We start from the raw sequence: 17,396 nt of genomic DNA, 5'->3' as shown, positions 1-17,396 counted from the left end.
AGAAAGGTCTATAACCAATGCAGAACATTCGCTCCATCTTCTTCATGCTTGCTGGCGCCACCGTCTTCGTGGCCATGCTGCTTCTCACCTTCTCGGTCACGCTCGCCGTCGGCGGCATCCTGACCGTGCTCATGGTCGGCCGCGCCCTTTCGATGAAGATGAAGCCCGCTCCCGTGCGCGCCCGCGCTCGCGCTGACGGCAAGCGCGAAATGCGCATCTGGAATGACGGCCGCGGCACGATCATCGATCTCTGATCGCTTTTCGCTGAAATTCTGACCGACATTGTCGGCTCACACTCCCATGCTACGTCCTTGAAGCAGCCGAGCATTCAGCCGGCACTTCAAAAACGAATGGAGGACGAGCATGGACGCGATGGAGAGCAACCAGGCCAAGATGCCGCCGGTCAAGAATGGCCTGCTTCCCTATCTGACGGTCGATGGCGCGGCAAAGGCTGCGGAATTCTACAAGAAGGCTTTCGGCGCCGAACAGGCCTATATCGTGCCGCCCGACGAGAGTGGCCGCACGATGCATGTGCACCTTTATATCAACGGCAGCTCGCTCATGCTGTCGGATGCCTATCCGGAATACGGCCATCCCTTCAAGGGCCATGAAGGCTTTGCTATCCAGCTGGTGATCGACGATATCGATTTCTGGTGGGATCGCGCGGTGGCTGCCGGCGCCGAAGTGGTCATGCCGGTCGAACTGATGTTCTGGGGTGACCGCTACGGCCAGCTTCGTGATCCGTTCGGTGTGCTCTGGGGTCTGAACGCACCGTCCAAGTAAAGGTCGCGCAATCGGCAGGCCGCGGGAAACGTCGCGCGGCCTCCATCAGCGAAAGATTCTTCTTCATTTCGGCGGAAAACTGGAATAGATGCAAAATCAGAAAGTACGTTTTGCTGAAATGGAGCATCGGTCATGGATAAATTCGTGAAGCTCACGGGCGTCGCAGCGCCCCTGCCGGTCGTCAACATCGACACCGACATGATCATTCCGAAGGACTATCTGAAGACCATCAAGCGTACCGGCCTTGGCAAGGGCCTTTTCGCCGAAGCCCGCTACAACGAAGACGGTTCCGAAAATCCTGATTTCGTATTGAACAAGCCGGCTTATCGCGAGGCGAAGATCCTGGTTGCCGGCGACAATTTCGGCTGCGGCTCCTCGCGTGAGCATGCTCCGTGGGCGCTGCTCGATTTCGGCATCCGCTGCGTGATCTCCACCAGCTTCGCCGATATCTTCTACAACAACTGTTTCAAGAACGGCATCCTGCCGATCAAGGTCAGCCAGGAAGACCTCGACAAGTTGATGGACGACGCCGAGCGTGGTTCCAACGCCATTCTGACCGTCGACCTCGAAAATCTCGAAATCACCGGCCCGGACGGCGGCTCGATCAAGTTCGATCTCGACGAATTCAAGCGCCACTGCCTGCTGAACGGCCTCGACGATATCGGCCTGACCATGGAAAAGGGCACAGCGATCGACGAGTTCGAAAAGAAGAACGCCGCTTCGCACCCCTGGGCTGCCTGAGCCTCACCAAATTTGCTTTGAGATCAAGCCGGGCTTTCACCCGGCTTTTTCTTTGCCCGGATCTCAGAGAAACTTCTCTTTCCAGACATCAAGCTTTTCGAGTGACACGCCGATGCCGCCGCAGACTTCGATAAGCGGATTGTTAAAGCGCGACAACAGACCGGCATGCACGTCGGCAACGGCAAGGGCTGCACCGCAAGCCGGTTCGACTAGGATGCGTTGCGCATCGGCAAATTTCCAGCAGGCGACCACGGCATCGGCATCGCTGACGAGAACGCTTTCGATCGGGTGATGTTTCGGCAGATCAAAGACATGCTGCGCCACTTGCCGCGCGCCGAGCGAGGTGGCAATCGATGTAATGACCGGTAGCGAAATACGCTCATTGGCCTTCAGACTTGCGTGAAACGATGCAGCTCCTTCCGTCTCGACGGCAATGACGGGCACGTCGGAAAGCCCATTCCGCTTCAGCCCCTCGACGATGCCGGCAAGCAGCCCGCCGCCGCCGACACTGGTAACGACGCAATCGAACTTGACACCTTTTGCCACCACTTCATCGATCAGCGTCGCATGGCCATCCCACAGGAGTGGGTGATCGAAGGGATGCACGTAAGTCGCCTTGCTGCTTTCGGCGAGCTCGATCGCATGGGCATTGGCCTCGTCAAAGACAGATCCATGGACCAGTACATTGGCACCCATTGCGGCAATCGTCCGGCGCACGTCGGGCGCCGTCGTCTCGGGCACGATGATCGTAACGGGTACGCCGAGCGCCCGGCCGGCATAGGCTGCCGCAATGCCGGCATTGCCGCCGGAGGCGCAGAAGATTTCGCGCGCTCCCTTTTGAACCTCGTGCTGGCAAAGCCGGCCGACGCCGCGAAGCTTGAAGCTGCCGGAGGGCTGCATAGCATCAAGCTTCAGCCAGAGCGGCTTGCCGCTGGCACTATAATCAGCCGTAGTCTGGAGGAGGGGCGTGTCGAGATGGAGAGGCGCGAAGGACATGGAGAATATCCGAAAAAGAATAGGCGGAGCTGCCGTTTTAGCCCGTTTGCAGGCAACGGAGCAACCTGCGCAGATATCACATTACGCCGAGACAAGCGTACCGATTCACCCTTTCTCTCGCTTGAAATGCCCATTTCCGGGGTCTAAGAAGCCGCAGCTTGTTTTTCCGCGGAGGCTTTCATGACAGTGCGCAATCTTTTCCTGCTGCCGGGCGACGGCATCGGTCCCGAGGCCATGGGCGAAGTCCGCAAGATCATCGCTTACATGAACGAGGCGATGAGTGCCGGTTTCGTCACCGACGAAGGCCTCGTCGGCGGCTGCGCCTATGATGCGCATGGCGCAGCGATCTCCGAAGACGACATGAAGAAGGCGCTTGCAGCCGACGCCGTGCTTTTCGGCGCCGTCGGCGGCCCGAAGTGGGATAATGTTCCCTATGAAGTACGCCCGGAAGCCGGCTTGCTGCGCCTGCGCAAGGATCTGGAACTCTTCGCAAACCTGCGCCCGGCGATCTGCTATCCCGCACTCGCCTCAGCTTCCTCGCTGAAGCCGGAACTGGTCGAAGGCCTCGACATTCTCATCATCCGCGAGTTGACGGGCGGTGTTTACTTCGGCGAGCCGAAGGAAATTATCGATCTCGGCAATGGCCAGAAGCGCGGCATCGATACGCAGGTTTACGACACCTATGAAATCGAGCGCATTGCCGGCGTCGCTTTTGAAATGGCCCGCACCCGCAACAACCGCGTCTGCTCGATGGAAAAGCGCAATGTCATGAAATCGGGCGTGCTCTGGAACCAGGTCGTGACCGAGACGCACAAGGCGAAATATTCCGACGTGCAGCTCGAACATATGCTGGCGGATGCCGGCGGCATGCAGCTCGTGCGTCAGCCGAAGCAGTTCGACGTCATTGTCACCGACAACCTCTTCGGCGATATGCTTTCGGACGTTGCCGCCATGCTGACCGGCTCGCTCGGCATGCTGCCGTCGGCTTCGCTCGGAGCGCCCGACGGTAAGACCGGCAAGCGCAAGGCGCTTTATGAGCCGGTTCACGGCTCGGCTCCCGATATCGCCGGCAAAGGCATCGCCAATCCGATCGCGATGATTGCCTCCTTCGCCATGTGCCTTCGCTACTCTTTCAATTTGGTCAAGGAAGCGGACAACCTGGAAAGGGCGATCGCCAACGTGCTCGATAAGGGCATTCGCACTGGCGACATCATGGCACCGGGCAGCCGCCAGGTCGGCACCGTCGAGATGGGCGATGCCATCCTCGACGAATTCAAGGCCCTTTCTGCCTGATATTTCACGTGAAACGCTTTTCGGCCCTTCGCATCTCTGCGGAGGGCTTTTTATTGATTCCCGTTCCTATGAGTATGTCACGGCTGGTCTGGCAGTCGTCGCATCGGCGCATTGCCCCTATCACGCTCGCTCGTGCCGGTTGGCCATTAGCAAAATTGATTAGAATTATCTGAGGAAGCCCGCTCTCTGTCGTAATCCTGTGTATTTTTACCGCCTATCTCATACCCAAGGGTTACAGGGATAGTCGGAATGCGGGAACTTCTAGTCTCCTTGGACAGGCGTTGGCGCAGAAATAGACGCGTCATGCCGTCATTGCGGTGGCGCGCATGGCTTTTCATTACGCTGAACACCGTCATCCTTTCCATGCTGGTCTTCGATGCACCGATCGGTTCCGGTCACCTGCCGGAGCCCATTCAGCACTTCGGGGAAATGTTGACCGATTTCGGCAACTCCGCCTGGCTGATCCTCACCAGCGTCCTGCTCTTCTTCCACGGCGGAGCTGGCTACAAGCTCCTGAAAAGCGCAAGGGCAAAGGCCCAGGCCCTCTATGTGAGCTGGATCGGCGCCTATCTGTTCACGACCGTCGTCTTTTCCGGCCTGCTCGCAAACCTTCTCAAGCGCATGATCGGCCGCGCACGCCCCGAACATTTCCAGGATCTCGGCGTGCTTTCCTTCACGCCCTTTTCCGGCCGTGCAGCGCTGGAAAGCTTCCCGTCCGGCCATTCGACCACCGTGGGCGCTTTCTTTGCCGCCGCCGCACTGCTCTTCCCGCGCTATCGGATTCCCTTCATCGCCGCCGCCATCTGGCTCGCCATGACGCGTGTGATGGTCGGCGCGCATTATCCGAGCGATGTCATTGCCGGCCTTGCCTTTGGCGCCTGGTTCTCGCTGCTGACGGCAATCGTCTATGCCCGCTATGGCCTGCTCTTCAAGCTTTGCCCGGACGGCTGGCCCATGTCCAAGCGATACTTCCCAGACGCATTGTAAAATGACACTCCTGCGGCATTCGTAGTCAATGTGGCAGACAAGGTCTCGCCGGCATGAAGCGCTGGTGGAGACGCTTGGCGATCTCATCGAGGCTGCAAGCTGAATACGACGCGGTCCTCTGGAAAATTCACAACACCGTCGCGTCGGGCAGATGTGGAAGGCAACAGGAACGGCTGATGCTGGAATCTGCCTTCGTGCGAGAAGGTCACGTTGACAGTCGCTAAATCTGACATTTCCTGAAGAGCGTTAAAGTGGCCTGCATCTCCTGCACCCTATGCGGCATAGAAAACCCGGCGTCTTCTGAACGCCGGATCTTTGATTTCAGAATATTCGACGCGCCTTAGTCCAGCGCATGAATATCCCGGTTCTTGGTTTCCGGCAGGAACAGCACGCCGATGACCAGCGTGATCGCTGCGAAGACGATCGGATACCAGAGGCCATAATAGATGTTGCCGGCGGCGGCACTCATCGCGAAGGCCGTGGCAGGCAGCAAGCCGCCGAACCAGCCGTTGCCGATATGATAGGGCAACGACATGCCGGTATAGCGGATGCGGGTCGGGAAGAGCTCGACCAGCAGGGCCGCGATCGGGCCGTAAACCATCGTCACGTAGAGCACGAGCACGAACAGGATGGCGATCGTGCCGATCCAGTTGACGCGGGCAGGATCGGCCACCATCGCGAACGAACCGCCGCCAGGGATCGTGTAGACGGCCATGTCCGTCACGCTTTTCGCTTCATCCGCCGTCAGCAGCTTGCCGGCAACGAGTTTGTCGGCCGGCAGCGTTTCCTTCTGGCCGGCGCGTATCGCGTCGGCATTGAGGTTGAGCTCCGGATTGGCGGCGATGAAGGCATCGAGCTTGGCATCGGCAACCTTGGCAGCACCGCGCTTCAGCGGATAACCGGCATCATGAAGGGCAAGATTGACGCCCTTTTCGAAGGCGGCATTGGTCTTGGCTGCATCGGCGCCGGCTGCGACGGCGTCATAACCTGTAATGGTATTGTCACCCACCTTCACGGTCGCAGGCTGGCCCGCCGGACCCGGCACCACGTCATAAGGCACTGAGTTCTTGGTCAGGAACGCCGTTGCGATATCGCAGGAGTTGGTGAATTTCGACGTGCCGGTCGGATTGAACTGGAATTTGCAATCCGCCGGATCGGCCGTCACCGTTGCCCGGATCGTCGCCTGCGCCTCGTAGAGAGCCGGATTTGCCATATAGGTCATCGCCTTAAACAGCGGGAAATAAGTGACCGCTGCGATCAGCAGGCCCGCCATGATGATCGGCTTGCGGCCGATTTTATCCGACAGCCCGCCGAAGATGACGAAGAATGGCGTGGCGAGGAAGAGGGCGATGGCAACCATGATGTTGGCCGAGTAGAGGTCGACCTTCAGCACGCTCTGCAGGAAGAACAGGGCATAGAACTGCCCGCCGTACCAGACGACTGCCTGACCCATCGTGGCGCCGAGAAGCGCAATCAGCGCGATTTTCGCGTTCCGCCACTGGCCGAAAGCTTCCGTCAGCGGTGCCTTCGACCCCTTGCCTTCCGCCTTCATGCGCTGGAAGGCGGGCGACTCGTTCATCTTCAACCGGATCCAGACGGAGATACCGAGCAGGACGACCGAGACGAGGAACGGAATGCGCCAGCCCCAGGCGGCGAAGGCAGTTGTTCCCATGATCGACTGGACGGTGACGATGACGATCAACGACAGGAAAAGGCCAAGCGTTGCCGTCGTCTGGATCCAGGACGTAAAGTAGCCGCGGCGGCCGTTCGGCGCGTGCTCGGCAACATAAGTCGCCGCACCGCCATATTCGCCACCGAGCGCCAGGCCCTGCAGCAGGCGCAGGCCGATCAGGATGATCGGAGCGGCAATGCCGATGGAGGCAGCACCGGGCAGGATGCCAACCAGGAAGGTCGACAGACCCATGATGAGAATAGTCACCAGGAAGGTGTATTTGCGACCGACGAGATCGCCGAGGCGGCCGAAGACCAATGCGCCGAACGGTCGCACCAGGAAGCCCGCAGCGAAGGCGAGAAGCGTGAAGATGTTACGCGTCGCTTCCGGATACTGGGTGAAATAGGTCGCGCCGATATAGGTGGCGAGCGAACCATACAGATAGAAATCATACCATTCGAAAACCGTGCCGAGCGACGAGGCGAAGATGACCTTCTTCTCCTCGCCCGTCATCGGACCGGCTTTCACGTTGTCGACGCTTGCGACATTTGCCATTGTCTGTCCTCCACAGAGTGATGAGCAACGGTCGCGGCCTACTCTCCTCGAAGCACATCCCTGGCCGCGACACGCCTGACAAGAGTTTGACAGAAAAGACGCGTCAGAAAGAGGGATGCTTTGGGATTATGACTTTAGTCTAATTTTGCGCGCGAATTGTCGCAGCATGGCTCCTGCCATGGCGGAGCAGGCATGGCACGCCGCAATCATCATCCCCGCAAAGCCTGGGCCGGAGACTGTCGGTAGGCGAGCACCGCCGGCAAGGCAGCGAGGACAGCAGCGAAGGCGAGAAAGATCATCGCAAGCGTTCCGTCTTCGGGTGCGAAGCCGACAGGCAGGTTGACGCCGCTGCTTTGCGAGAAGAAGCCGGAAAGAATGCGTGCTGCGCCATAACCGAGTGTAAAACCGAGCGCTATTCCGACAGCGACGAGGATAAATAATTCCAGCCAGACAATGCCGAAGATCGCGCCGCGTGGAGCACCGAAGGCGCGGAGCGCGCCGATCTGCCGCCGACGCTGGCCGATATGGATAACGGTCACGAGGATCAGCGAGGCGGCAACGAGCACCTGCGCGCCGGAGGCGACGGCAACGAGAATCTGCTTGGCATCGCCGAGCGTCGCATAGAGATTGGTCAGCACCTCGCCGGGAAAGACGGCAATCGTCGCGCCGTTGCGATAGTCCTGCCGCAGCCTGTAGGCATCGGCAATCGTCTTCGGCTTGACGAGGATGGCCGGAAGGCCGGGCGTTTCCGCGGTCCACCTCTCGTTCAGGCCGGCATGAGGGTCGGGCTCCGCATGAGGGTCGACATCCTCATGCGCGCTTTCCACGTGTGCGGCTTCCTCATGATGATCGGCCTCCGCGGCGTGGTCGTGCTCATGCTCTTCGGCAGCTTCCAGTCTGTGAATATGCCAGACGGCCTGGATCGGAACGAGAATGGCGCGGTCCCAAGCTGCTCCCGTCGGCTGCAGGCGCCCGATCACGTGATAGGCAAGTTCCGTATGGGTATGGCCGCCGGTTTCGATTGTGCCGTGCATCGGCTTGATTTCGCTGCCGATGGCAAGGTCGACGCTCGCGCCGATGACAGCCTCGCCCTCACTGGCGAACGCCCGGCCTTCCGAAAGGCCGCCGGAAATCGTTTCCGTCAACACCCTCGTCGTGCCGACGATCGGATAGCCCGCGAAGGAATCGCCAAAGCCGACGGGAGCAGCCCATTCCACGCGCGGATCGGCGGCAAGCTTGGCCAGGACGGCGCCGGACATCAGCGGCAGTGCGGACGGCTGCAGGAAAACGGATGAGAGCACAAGCTGGGTCTCGCTGCCGCCAGCGCCTATGACGAGATCGAACTTGTCTGCCGCCCGCGCACTGCCGAGACGCAGAGCCCGTTCCTGCAGAATGACGGATACGCCGAGCGCCGTCGCAAGCGCCACCAGCAGCACGACAACGACGGAACCAGCCCACAAGCGGCGCAGATCTGCGAAGATGAAGCGGATCATGCGGCCGCTCCCTTGATGGTAGAATCCTCGACGATATGGCCGGACTGAAATATCAGGCGACGATCGAGGCGGCCGACAATGCGAGGATCGTGCGACACGACGATCAGGGTGCTGCCTTCGGTCGCGGCAAGATCGAGCAGCAGATCACCGACCGCATCGCCGCTTTCCGCATCGAGGCTGGCGGTCGGTTCGTCGGCGACGATGACGCCGGGCCTGCGCAACAGTGCCCGAGCGATGGCCACACGCTGCATTTCGCCGCGCGACATAGTCTCGATCTTCTGCCAAGTACGGCCGACGCCAGCGATCTCGAGAAGATTATGGGCACGTTCGATGACCGCCGATGTGGCAGCACGGGCAAGACGCGCGGGCAACAGCACGTTTTCGACCGCCGAAAGCCCAGGAAAAAGATGAAACTCCTGCATGACCAGTCCGATATTGGCGGCGCGGAAGCGGTCACGGCGACCTTCGGAGAGTGCGGCAATATCTTCGCCATTCCAACGGACGCGGCCTTCGCGAACCCGCTCCAATCCGGTGACGAGGTTGACGAAGGTACTTTTGCCGGAGCCCGAGGCGCCGGTAACCACGACACGGCTGCCGGCAGCAATCGATAGATTATCGATGGCGAGCGCAGGCGCCGAAAGACCGGGAAACGTCATGGCCAGATGTTCGATTTCAAGATCTAGCATCGATACTCAGACGCTGGAATATTCAGCCTGGCGGATACGCAGCAGGCTCACAAAGCCGGTTTCAGGATCCTGCCAGGATCCATATTCCAGTTTGCCACGCACCTCGATCGTCTGGCTCGGCTGTACGAAAGTCTGCTTTTCCCCGAGATAAACGACGACGATATTGTCAGGCCAGTCGGCATCCGACGAACAGAACGGGCAGAGCGACATCGGCACTTCAGTCAGCACGAAGAATTGCGCCTCCGCCTTCAGCGGCGGAGCCATGAAGCCCTTCATGCTGATGTCCTTACCGGCAAGCGCTTTCACCTTGTCGGAGAATTCGAGCCCGAGCACACCGAACTTGCCGTAGAGCTCGTTAAAGGTGAGTGAAGTATCGGCAGCACGAACAAGGGACGTGGTGAAGGGAAGCATAACGGCCGCGGCCATCAGCCGGCGTCTGCTGAGCTGCGACGAAGAAAATTTTTCCATGGCGATCTCCAGGAACCAAATCCCGGCCGTCGGGCGGCCGGGATTATGATCGATGAAAGAGGCAAGGCCGGCCCGGGCCTTCGGATCAGCTCGGGATCAGTTGGTCTGCTTGGCGCCGAGAGCGAAGGTATCTGCCAGCACGCGGTAGACATCGCTCTGTTCCATATAGCCATGGAAGCCTTCAGCGCCCGGACCGGCCGACTGCAGCACGACATCGTCTACAGCATGGACGCCGCTCTCGCTGCTCTTCGGAAGATTGCCCTGAACGAAGACCGCGCCGGGAACATCCTTATACTGTTCGTTGGCGACATATTCCTTCTTTTCGTTCTGGATCGCCGGAACGAACGGGCCTTCGAGCTTCGGACGGAAGGTCTCGTAGTGGTCAGGGCCGTTGTTGGCGCTCAGGAACAGGCGGCGGCTGACGTCGATCTTGTCGGGATAACCGTCGCCGTTTTCGTCCTTGTAGTTGGGGAAACCGGCTTCGGCATAAGTGCCGACCTTTTCGCGCATTTCCGTGCCCGGCTTTTCGTCATCGACCGTGCCGATGATGGAAACGCCATGCGTGTGGTCACCGGTGACGACGATCAGCGTGTCCGGATGGGCCTTCTGGAATTCGCGGGCTACGCCGATCGCCTTGTCGAATTCGATAGTGTCGACGACGGCGCGGTCCCAATCGAGCGGATGGGACATCTTATCGATCGAGGACCCTTCCACCATCAGGAAGAAACCATCAGGATTCTTGGACAGACGATCGAGCGCGACCTTCGTCATGTCGACGAGGCCCGGCTGGTTCGGGAACTTCTCGACAGTGCCCTTTTTCAGGAATTCGCGATCAAGCGTGACGTCCATATTGCCGGTGTGGAAAAGACCGAGGAGATTGCCTTCAGCCGATGCATTGGCTGCGAGCTCATTCTTGTCCGTCGCGAGCTTGTAGCCGGCGTCCTGGAACAGCTTGATGTAATCCTGATTGTCCTTGCGCTTGGAACCGGCAACCTCTTTGCCGAGAAAATAGGCTGAGCCGCCGCCAAGGAGGACTTCCGGCTTGACGTCGAGCAACATGCCGACGATGTCGGCCTTGTCGCTGCGGTTGCGGGTATGGGAAACGACGGCAGCCGGCGTAGCGTCTTCGACTTCAGCCGTCGCAACGATGCCGACCGATTTTTTCGTCATGCGGCGAACGGCTTCTGCGAAGGTTTCGACGCGCGGATCATCGAGCGAGGACGGCGTGCGATCTGCGTAAACGCCGATCGCGTTGACGGCCGTCTTGTGGCCCGTCATGAAGGCCGACATGGTATTTGCCGAGTCCGTGGAAACGGCATTCGTCGCCGACGTTCCGATGAACGCCATATGATCGAGGTCGTCCATGTTCAGGCGGCCATTCGCTTTGCCTTCCGTCATGCCCTTGGACATGATGCGGGCAGCCGTGCGGTGCGCGACGGAAAGCCCGTCGCCGAGCAGGAAGATGATGTTCTTTGCCTTCGGCTGGGCCGCCGTGTCGTAGACGTTCCAGGTCACGGACTTCGTTTCGTCGCCGGCGGCGATCTCGACCTTGTAAGCGCCCGGAGCGGAAATCTTTAGGCCACGCAGCAGGAGAGCGGAACCGAGAGCCTTGTCTTCCTTGCCCTTTTCCAGCTCGACGAACTGTGCCTCGCCGCCGAGGACGGTCTTGTAATCCTGGCCATTGACCGTGATTTTCACGTCTTCCGGCTTGACCTGCTTGCTGAGCTCGACCTTGAAATCGAACGGCGAACCGACAAGAATCGTAGCGCGATCAAGCGGATAGACCGAAGCTGCCTGCGCGGCGCCGGCTAGAATCGTGGTGGCCGCGAAAGCGGCGAGAAGCATACGCATGGAAAAACCCCCGTTTTTCGTTGCAGTCGTTGCAACTGCTCGGAAATACCCCCCGGCAGTGACAGACGGATGACGAAACACCGCAGCGCTGCAGTACCCTTCCCCTCTTCTCATCGCGCACGCAAACACCTTGACTCCTGTGGAAAACCTTTTATGAGCAACGACGGAAAAGGAATATCCATGGTTCGCCACGAGCACGCCATCGCTGAGCGCAATAACCTGGCAGAGAATGCCGGGCTGGATTTTGCCGTTCCGGTTTCTTCCAAAACCAAGGCCAAAACGACGACGAAAACCGTCTGACGTCTCTGGCCTGCCGCTCTCTCCCCGGCCCGGCCGGGGACAGGAGGTCGCGATGATGTCGCGCTTCCCCCCTCACCGGACAAGAGGAGAGAAGAGAAAGAGAGCTTGAGAAATGGGTTTCAAAGTTGCAGTCGCGGGTGCGACCGGAAATGTCGGGCGCGAAATGCTCAACATTCTCTCCGAGCGTGGTTTCCCGGCCGATGAAGTCGTCGCACTCGCCTCCGCCCGCTCCCAGGGCACCGAGGTTTCCTACGGCGACCGGACGCTGAAGGTCTCGAACCTGGAGAACTACGATTTCTCCGACACCGATATCTGCCTGATGTCGGCCGGCGGCGAGGTTTCCAAGCGCGTCTCCCCGAAGATCGGCCAGCAGGGCTGCGTCGTCATCGATAATTCCTCGGCCTGGCGCTACGACGCCGACGTGCCGCTGATCGTTCCGGAAGTGAACCCGGACGCGATTTCGCTCTTCACCAAGCGTAACATCATTGCCAATCCGAACTGCTCGACCGCCCAGCTCGTCGTCGCGCTGAAGCCGCTGCATGACTTCGCCAAGATCAAGCGCGTCGTCGTCTCGACTTACCAGTCGGTTTCCGGCGCCGGCAAGGATGGCATGGACGAACTCTTCAACCAGACACGCGCCGTCTTCGTTGCCGACCCGATCGAGAACAAGAAGTTCACCAAGCGCATCGCTTTCAACGTCATTCCGCACATCGACACCTTCATGGAGGACGGCTACACGAAGGAAGAGTGGAAGGTTTTGGCTGAAACGAAAAAGATGCTGGATCCGAAGATCAAGGTGACCTGCACCGCGGTCCGCGTTCCCGTCTTCATCGGTCATTCGGAATCGGTCAACATCGAATTCGAAAACGAGATCACTGCCGACCAGGCCCGCGATATCCTGCGCGACGCACCGGGCTGCCTCGTCATCGACAAGCGCGAGGATGGCGGCTACATCACGCCTTACGAATCCGCGGGCGAAGACGCGACCTATATCTCTCGTATCCGGGAAGATGCGACCGTCGAAAACGGCCTTAACATTTGGGTCGTCTCCGATAATTTGCGCAAGGGTGCGGCTCTTAATGCCATCCAGATCGCCGAATTGCTCGTTAATCGCGGCCTCGTCAAGCCGCGCAAGCAGGCAGCCTGATACCATTTATAAACCATAATATGCTAAAGCCCTGCTCGACGAGCGGGGCTTTTTCGGGCAGACACCGTCGTATAAGCGCTCGCTAAAAGGTGATCGTGACAAAATCGCCGGTGGCTGGCATTCTCCTGCCCGGCTAAAAGCTATGCAGATCGAGAGCGGGGTTTCTCAATGCGCATGATAAAATTGATTCTGGCGGCCGCCGCGACAATGGGCGTCCTCCATGCAGCACCGGCGTTCGCGCAAGGGGCACAATGCGGCAATACCAGTGCCGGCTTCGAGGACTGGGTGGCCGATTTCAAGCAGACGGCAGCAGCCAATGGTGTAAGCCAGTCGGTTCTCAACCGCGCCTTCGCCAATGTCAGCTATAACCGGCCGACTATTTCAGCCGACCGCGGCCAAAAGAGCTTCAAGTTGTCTTTCGACGCTTTCATGAAGAAGCGCGGCGGTGCCGCCGTCATTTCCCGCGGCCGTTCGATGAAAGCCGCCAATCAGGCTCTCTTCGCCTCGATCGAGCGACGCTTCGGCGTGCCGGCCGGTCCGCTGATCGCCATCTGGGGCATGGAGACCGGCTTCGGCAGCTATATGGGCAGCCAACATACGATGTCCGCTGTCTCTACCCTTGCCTATGACTGCCGCCGTTCGGAATATTTCACCGACCAGCTTTATGCAGCCTTGCAGCTCGTTTCGGAAGGCTATCTCAGCCCGCAAGCCCGAGGCGCTGCCCATGGTGAAATCGGCCAGACGCAGTTCCTGCCGCGCAATGTGGTGCGCTACGGCGCTGACGGCGACGGCGACGGCCGCATCGATATGGTCGGATCCCGCGCCGATGCGCTGGCCTCGACTGCCAATTTCCTCAAGGGCCACGGCTGGCGTGCTGGCGCCGGTTACCAGCCGGGTGAGCCGAACTTCGTCGCCATCCAGGGCTGGAATGCCGCAGCCGTCTATCAGCAGGCAATCGCCTATATCGGTCAGCAGATCGACGGCAACTGAAGAAACATCGGTAGGAAAATGAACACGAGCGCCGCATGCGAATGCGGCGTTTTTCATTTGCGGAAGTCGTGGGTTCCGCCGGCACTCTTGCGGCGCTCTTCCTGCGATGCCGCGGAAGGAACAATCGGCCCGGCAACGACGCAATTGCGTCCCGAAGCCTTCGCCGCATAGAGCGCTAGGTCAGCACGCTTCACCAAATCGTCGAAATTGCGATTGCTGACGGCATTTGCGCGCCCCGCACAGCCGAAGCTTGCCGTCATTCGCAGACGCTCGCCACTCGGAAGCGCGATCTCAGCAGCCTCGATGGCCAACCGGACACGTTCGGCAACGACCGACGCATCCTCTGGTGTCGAATCCGGCAGCAGCGCCATGAACTCCTCGCCGCCGTGGCGAACCAGCAGATCGAAGGAGCGGAAACTTTCCCGCGCGATGCCGGCTACGTGCTTCAGGACGATATCGCCGGCATCATGGCCATATATGTCATTGATTTTCTTGAAGTGATCGAGATCGAACAAAACGACCGAAATCCAGCGTGATCCATACTTAGCCTGCATCAGAAGCGCTAAAGCAGCAGCCTCGAAGCCACGGCGATTATAAAGGCCCGTCAGAAGATCGGTCTGGGCAGCATTGCGCAGCTCGTTGATGAGCAGTTCACGCTCTTCGGTGACGCGGGCAACGAGACGGATACCCCGAACAGCAAGCGCCACAATAAGGGCAACGAGCAGCACCAGTCCGGATGACAACGCAAGTACGACCGTCATGTGAATATGCGAGCGTATCGACAGCTTCTGTCCGGTCACATGAATATCATCGGTGACGGAGGCGATTTTTTGCTGCAGGAAATCCAACCGCTTATTCTGGATACCGATCCATTTGTCTCGGATCGCCTTGTCCGGCCGCAGCGCACCGGAAACCATGGCATTTGTGAAGGTATCGGCCCAGACCTCGTCGGGCTGAGACCTATAAGCAAGGATCTCCCGTACGACAGGCGAGGAGGAATGAAAACGCAAGCGATCCATGCCGTTGCCGAGCATTGTTTCGCCTTGAACGAGCTGTTCATGCGACATGGCGGAAAAGTCGGCTCGGTCGAAATAGCGCTGGCCAAGATTGCCGATCAGCCGCTCGCCGTAATAGGTCAGCAGGATACTCATCAGCTCGCTGGATTTGCGCAACAACACGGGATCATGGATCCTCGACGAAAGCGACTCGACAAGTCCGAGCTGCTTCAATCCGGCCTGTCCATAGATATGAACGGGGTTGCCGCCTTTGCCGTAATAACCTCGATCGACCGCCGAACGTGTCGCAACGATACGGCTGTAAGCGAGGCGGAGATTGGCAAGTTGTGACTGCAGACCGAGATCGAGCGTTTCAACGGGCGGGAGGCTGGCGTTGAAACGCGCGCGTTCGCTGTCGAGTGCGCTGCGCCTTTCCATCATGGCAGCCTTGGTCATCTCGTTGGGATTATTAATGTAAGTTCGCGCCGCGACGAGTTCCGCCAGAATTTCATTGGCAGCAATCGATCCTCCGCGGGCAAGGACGTCGGCAAAGAGATGATCGTTTTCGAGCGCGCGGTATTGCATGAGCGAGAAGCGGATCAACACTACCCCTTCGGCAATCATGAAGACGAAGGGCAGCAGAACGGCGGCGAGAACTACCCTTCTGATATTCTTGAATTTCACCACTTCGAAATTCATGACCGATCCACGCGCATAGACTGCCCGCAAGTGAGCCTAGTGAAATATCTTAAAAAACCGATAAAGCGGTCTATCCCTAGATTTCGGGACGAATAAAATCGAGTGTCTCAGAATCCATCACCCAGAGCTCACCGGTCGAAATATCGAACCAAGCGCCGTGAAGCTCCAGATTGCCCTCTTCCTCGAGCGCCCTGATATCAGGGAAGGATCTGAGATTGTTGATCGAATTGCGGATGGAGACCCGCTCCAGCGCGGTCTGCCGTTCGGCAGGCGTCATGACGTCGTTGCTGCCGATCTGTTCGGCGGCAGGACGAACGAGCGACATCCAGCGACCAATGAAATCGCCGGATGACAAAGGTTCGGCATCGGGATCGAGGGCTGCGCGGATGCCACCGCAGCGGCCATGACCCATGACGACGATATTCTTGACCTTCAGCGCCTGCACGGCGAATTCGAGCGCCGCCGACGTGGAATGGAAATGGCCATCCGGTTCATAAGGCGGCACCATGTTGGCGACGTTGCGGATGACAAAGAGTTCGCCCGGCCCTGCGTCGAAAATCAGCTCGGGAGCCGCGCGTGAGTCGCAACAGGCAATGACGAGCGTCGTCGGGCTTTGCCCGTTTTCCGCAAGCTGCCGATACCGGTCGCGGGCATCGGCATATCGCCCGTTCATGAAGTTGCGATAACCGTCCACCAGGGATTTGGGAAAACTCATCATGACTTTTGGATTAGCGCGCGCGCGCGCCGAGATCAACTGCTGCGCTGCAAAAGTATGAAGCCTATTTTTTCCGCCGCTGGGCAGGATGGACGAGGTGACGCATCTGCACCATTGCCATGGGCGTCGAAAGGCTGGAGGCATCGCTTGCCAGCATCAGCTCGTTGCTGCCGCGCTTGACGGCACGCGCCAGCACTTCAAACACACTTGCAGTCGCCAACTGCAGCGCCTTTTCATCCTCCACACCTGAGAGCAGGCGGGACAGGAAGAGCGCTGCAAGCAGGTCTCCAAGCCCATTTGGTGGGTTTTCGACGACACGGTGTTCGGCAAGCAGAGCATGCCTTCCGGAAAGATAGAGATTGCCGGTGCCGCCTGCCATCATCGGCACCGCCGATGTGACCAGCATGCGCGAGGGGCCGAGCGAAAGTGCGGCCTCCATGACCGCGTTATTGTCATCGAGTGCCGCACCCGACAGCCACGCAAGTTCGTATCGGTTCGGTGTTGCGAGCGAAGCGAGCGGTATCAGATGGTCACGGATCGCCTCGGCTGTCGCTTCCGGCACGTAAAGGCCGCCGAGATCGCCCATGACCGGATCGCAGACATAGAGTAGTTCCGGGTTCTTTTCGCGCAGCGACGACACGAGTTTCGCGACGGAGCGGGCCTGGGCTGCGTTGCCGAAATAGCCCGACAAGACGGCTTTGACCTCGCCGATCCACGGTGCGCGGATGAGATCGTCGATCGCCGCTTCGAAATCGGCCTCGGCGAAGGCAAGCCGTGTCGAACGGCTGTGACCGGGATGCCAGGGCAGCACGATCGTCGGCAGCGCCCAGACCTGATGGCCAAGCGTTTCCAGCGCAAAGACCGCAGCCCGGTTTCCGACCGACCCGCGCACCACGTGGCTGGAAATGACGATGACTGCGCCTGCTGTGTTTTCCGACATGGCATCCGGTCCCGAATTTCGACCGCCGTTGATGATATTTTTGACGAGGCGCTGTCAACCATTCTTCACGCGAGCGTGGAAATGT

Annotated in this window: 17 protein-coding genes; 8 read left to right on the top strand and 9 right to left on the bottom strand. The window is 59.3% G+C overall.

The features are described 5' to 3' along the window. Positions 1 to 17 precede the first annotated feature (17 nt). From FHT78_RS27680 to leuD, 3 genes are all read left to right on the top strand, one after another. A complete protein-coding gene (locus tag FHT78_RS27680; protein ID WP_183749751.1) occupies positions 18 to 254 on the top strand; it encodes a hypothetical protein in 237 nt (78 codons plus the stop codon). A 109-nt stretch (positions 255 to 363) separates the two neighbouring features. Beyond that, entirely contained in the window at positions 364 to 783 is a 420-nt protein-coding gene (locus FHT78_RS27675) for a glyoxalase/bleomycin resistance/extradiol dioxygenase family protein (protein ID WP_183749750.1), read from the top strand. 132 nt (positions 784 to 915) lie between these two features. Then, complete coding sequence (leuD, locus tag FHT78_RS27670; protein WP_183749749.1) at positions 916 to 1,524, top strand: 3-isopropylmalate dehydratase small subunit; 609 nt, start codon at positions 916 to 918, stop codon at positions 1,522 to 1,524. 63 nt (positions 1,525 to 1,587) lie between these two features. Here the strand turns inward: leuD and FHT78_RS27665 are convergent, their stop codons facing one another. Continuing rightward, on the bottom strand, positions 1,588 to 2,520 hold the full coding sequence (locus FHT78_RS27665) for a pyridoxal-phosphate dependent enzyme (protein ID WP_183749748.1): 933 nt from the start codon (positions 2,518 to 2,520) through the stop codon (positions 1,588 to 1,590). Between the two features lie 180 nt (positions 2,521 to 2,700). Between FHT78_RS27665 and leuB the strand changes: the two genes are divergently transcribed. Then, entirely contained in the window at positions 2,701 to 3,813 is a 1,113-nt protein-coding gene (leuB, locus tag FHT78_RS27660) for a 3-isopropylmalate dehydrogenase (RefSeq protein WP_183749747.1), read from the top strand. Between the two features lie 249 nt (positions 3,814 to 4,062). Then, positions 4,063 to 4,800 (top strand): lipid A 1-phosphatase LpxE, encoded by a 738-nt coding sequence (lpxE, locus tag FHT78_RS27655; protein WP_183749746.1) that lies wholly within the window; start codon positions 4,063 to 4,065, stop codon positions 4,798 to 4,800. Between the two features lie 340 nt (positions 4,801 to 5,140). Here lpxE and FHT78_RS27650 read toward each other — a convergent pair whose 3' ends face one another. From FHT78_RS27650 to FHT78_RS27630, 5 genes are all read right to left on the bottom strand, one after another. Further along, a complete protein-coding gene (locus FHT78_RS27650) occupies positions 5,141 to 7,027 on the bottom strand; it encodes an MFS transporter (RefSeq protein WP_183749745.1) in 1,887 nt (628 codons plus the stop codon). 209 nt (positions 7,028 to 7,236) lie between these two features. Further along, entirely contained in the window at positions 7,237 to 8,520 is a 1,284-nt protein-coding gene (locus tag FHT78_RS27645) for an ABC transporter permease (protein ID WP_183749744.1), read from the bottom strand. Further along, positions 8,517 to 9,206, bottom strand: a complete 690-nt coding sequence (locus tag FHT78_RS27640; protein ID WP_183749743.1) for an ABC transporter ATP-binding protein — start codon at positions 9,204 to 9,206, stop codon at positions 8,517 to 8,519. The genes FHT78_RS27645 and FHT78_RS27640 overlap by 4 nt, the downstream gene beginning before the upstream one ends. Positions 9,207 to 9,212: 6 nt before the next feature. Continuing rightward, the gene (locus tag FHT78_RS27635; protein ID WP_183749742.1) at positions 9,213 to 9,674 is read right to left on the bottom strand and encodes a hypothetical protein; all 462 of its coding nucleotides are present in this window, start codon (positions 9,672 to 9,674) and stop codon (positions 9,213 to 9,215) included. Between the two features lie 96 nt (positions 9,675 to 9,770). Beyond that, complete coding sequence (locus tag FHT78_RS27630; protein ID WP_183749741.1) at positions 9,771 to 11,525, bottom strand: alkaline phosphatase; 1,755 nt, start codon at positions 11,523 to 11,525, stop codon at positions 9,771 to 9,773. Positions 11,526 to 11,594: 69 nt separating this feature from the next. On the opposite strand from FHT78_RS27630, the gene FHT78_RS27625 reads away from it, so the two are divergent. The 3 genes from FHT78_RS27625 to FHT78_RS27615 all read left to right on the top strand — a co-directional run bounded on the left by FHT78_RS27625 (position 11,595) and on the right by FHT78_RS27615 (position 13,962). Beyond that, on the top strand, positions 11,595 to 11,825 hold the full coding sequence (locus FHT78_RS27625; RefSeq protein WP_183749740.1) for a hypothetical protein: 231 nt from the start codon (positions 11,595 to 11,597) through the stop codon (positions 11,823 to 11,825). Between the two features lie 112 nt (positions 11,826 to 11,937). After that, a complete protein-coding gene (locus FHT78_RS27620) occupies positions 11,938 to 12,972 on the top strand; it encodes an aspartate-semialdehyde dehydrogenase (protein ID WP_183749739.1) in 1,035 nt (344 codons plus the stop codon). Between the two features lie 168 nt (positions 12,973 to 13,140). After that, positions 13,141 to 13,962: a lytic transglycosylase domain-containing protein gene (locus tag FHT78_RS27615; RefSeq protein WP_183749738.1), complete on the top strand. Its 822-nt coding sequence runs from the start codon at positions 13,141 to 13,143 to the stop codon at positions 13,960 to 13,962. 53 nt (positions 13,963 to 14,015) lie between these two features. Here FHT78_RS27615 and FHT78_RS27610 read toward each other — a convergent pair whose 3' ends face one another. From FHT78_RS27610 to pdxY, 3 genes are all read right to left on the bottom strand, one after another. Then, the gene (locus FHT78_RS27610; protein WP_183749866.1) at positions 14,016 to 15,641 is read right to left on the bottom strand and encodes a GGDEF domain-containing protein; all 1,626 of its coding nucleotides are present in this window, start codon (positions 15,639 to 15,641) and stop codon (positions 14,016 to 14,018) included. A gap of 91 nt (positions 15,642 to 15,732) precedes the next feature. Further along, a complete protein-coding gene (locus tag FHT78_RS27605; RefSeq protein WP_183749737.1) occupies positions 15,733 to 16,374 on the bottom strand; it encodes a carbonic anhydrase in 642 nt (213 codons plus the stop codon). A gap of 61 nt (positions 16,375 to 16,435) precedes the next feature. Further along, on the bottom strand, positions 16,436 to 17,311 hold the full coding sequence (pdxY, locus tag FHT78_RS27600; RefSeq protein WP_183749736.1) for a pyridoxal kinase PdxY: 876 nt from the start codon (positions 17,309 to 17,311) through the stop codon (positions 16,436 to 16,438). Positions 17,312 to 17,396: the final 85 nt, after the last annotated feature.

It is taken from the genome of Rhizobium sp. BK196 (assembly GCF_014193255.1).
Taxonomy (GTDB): Bacteria; Pseudomonadota; Alphaproteobacteria; order Rhizobiales; family Rhizobiaceae; genus Rhizobium.
Note: the sequence above shows the minus strand (reverse complement) of the source record. Positions and strands in the feature narration are given on the sequence as shown.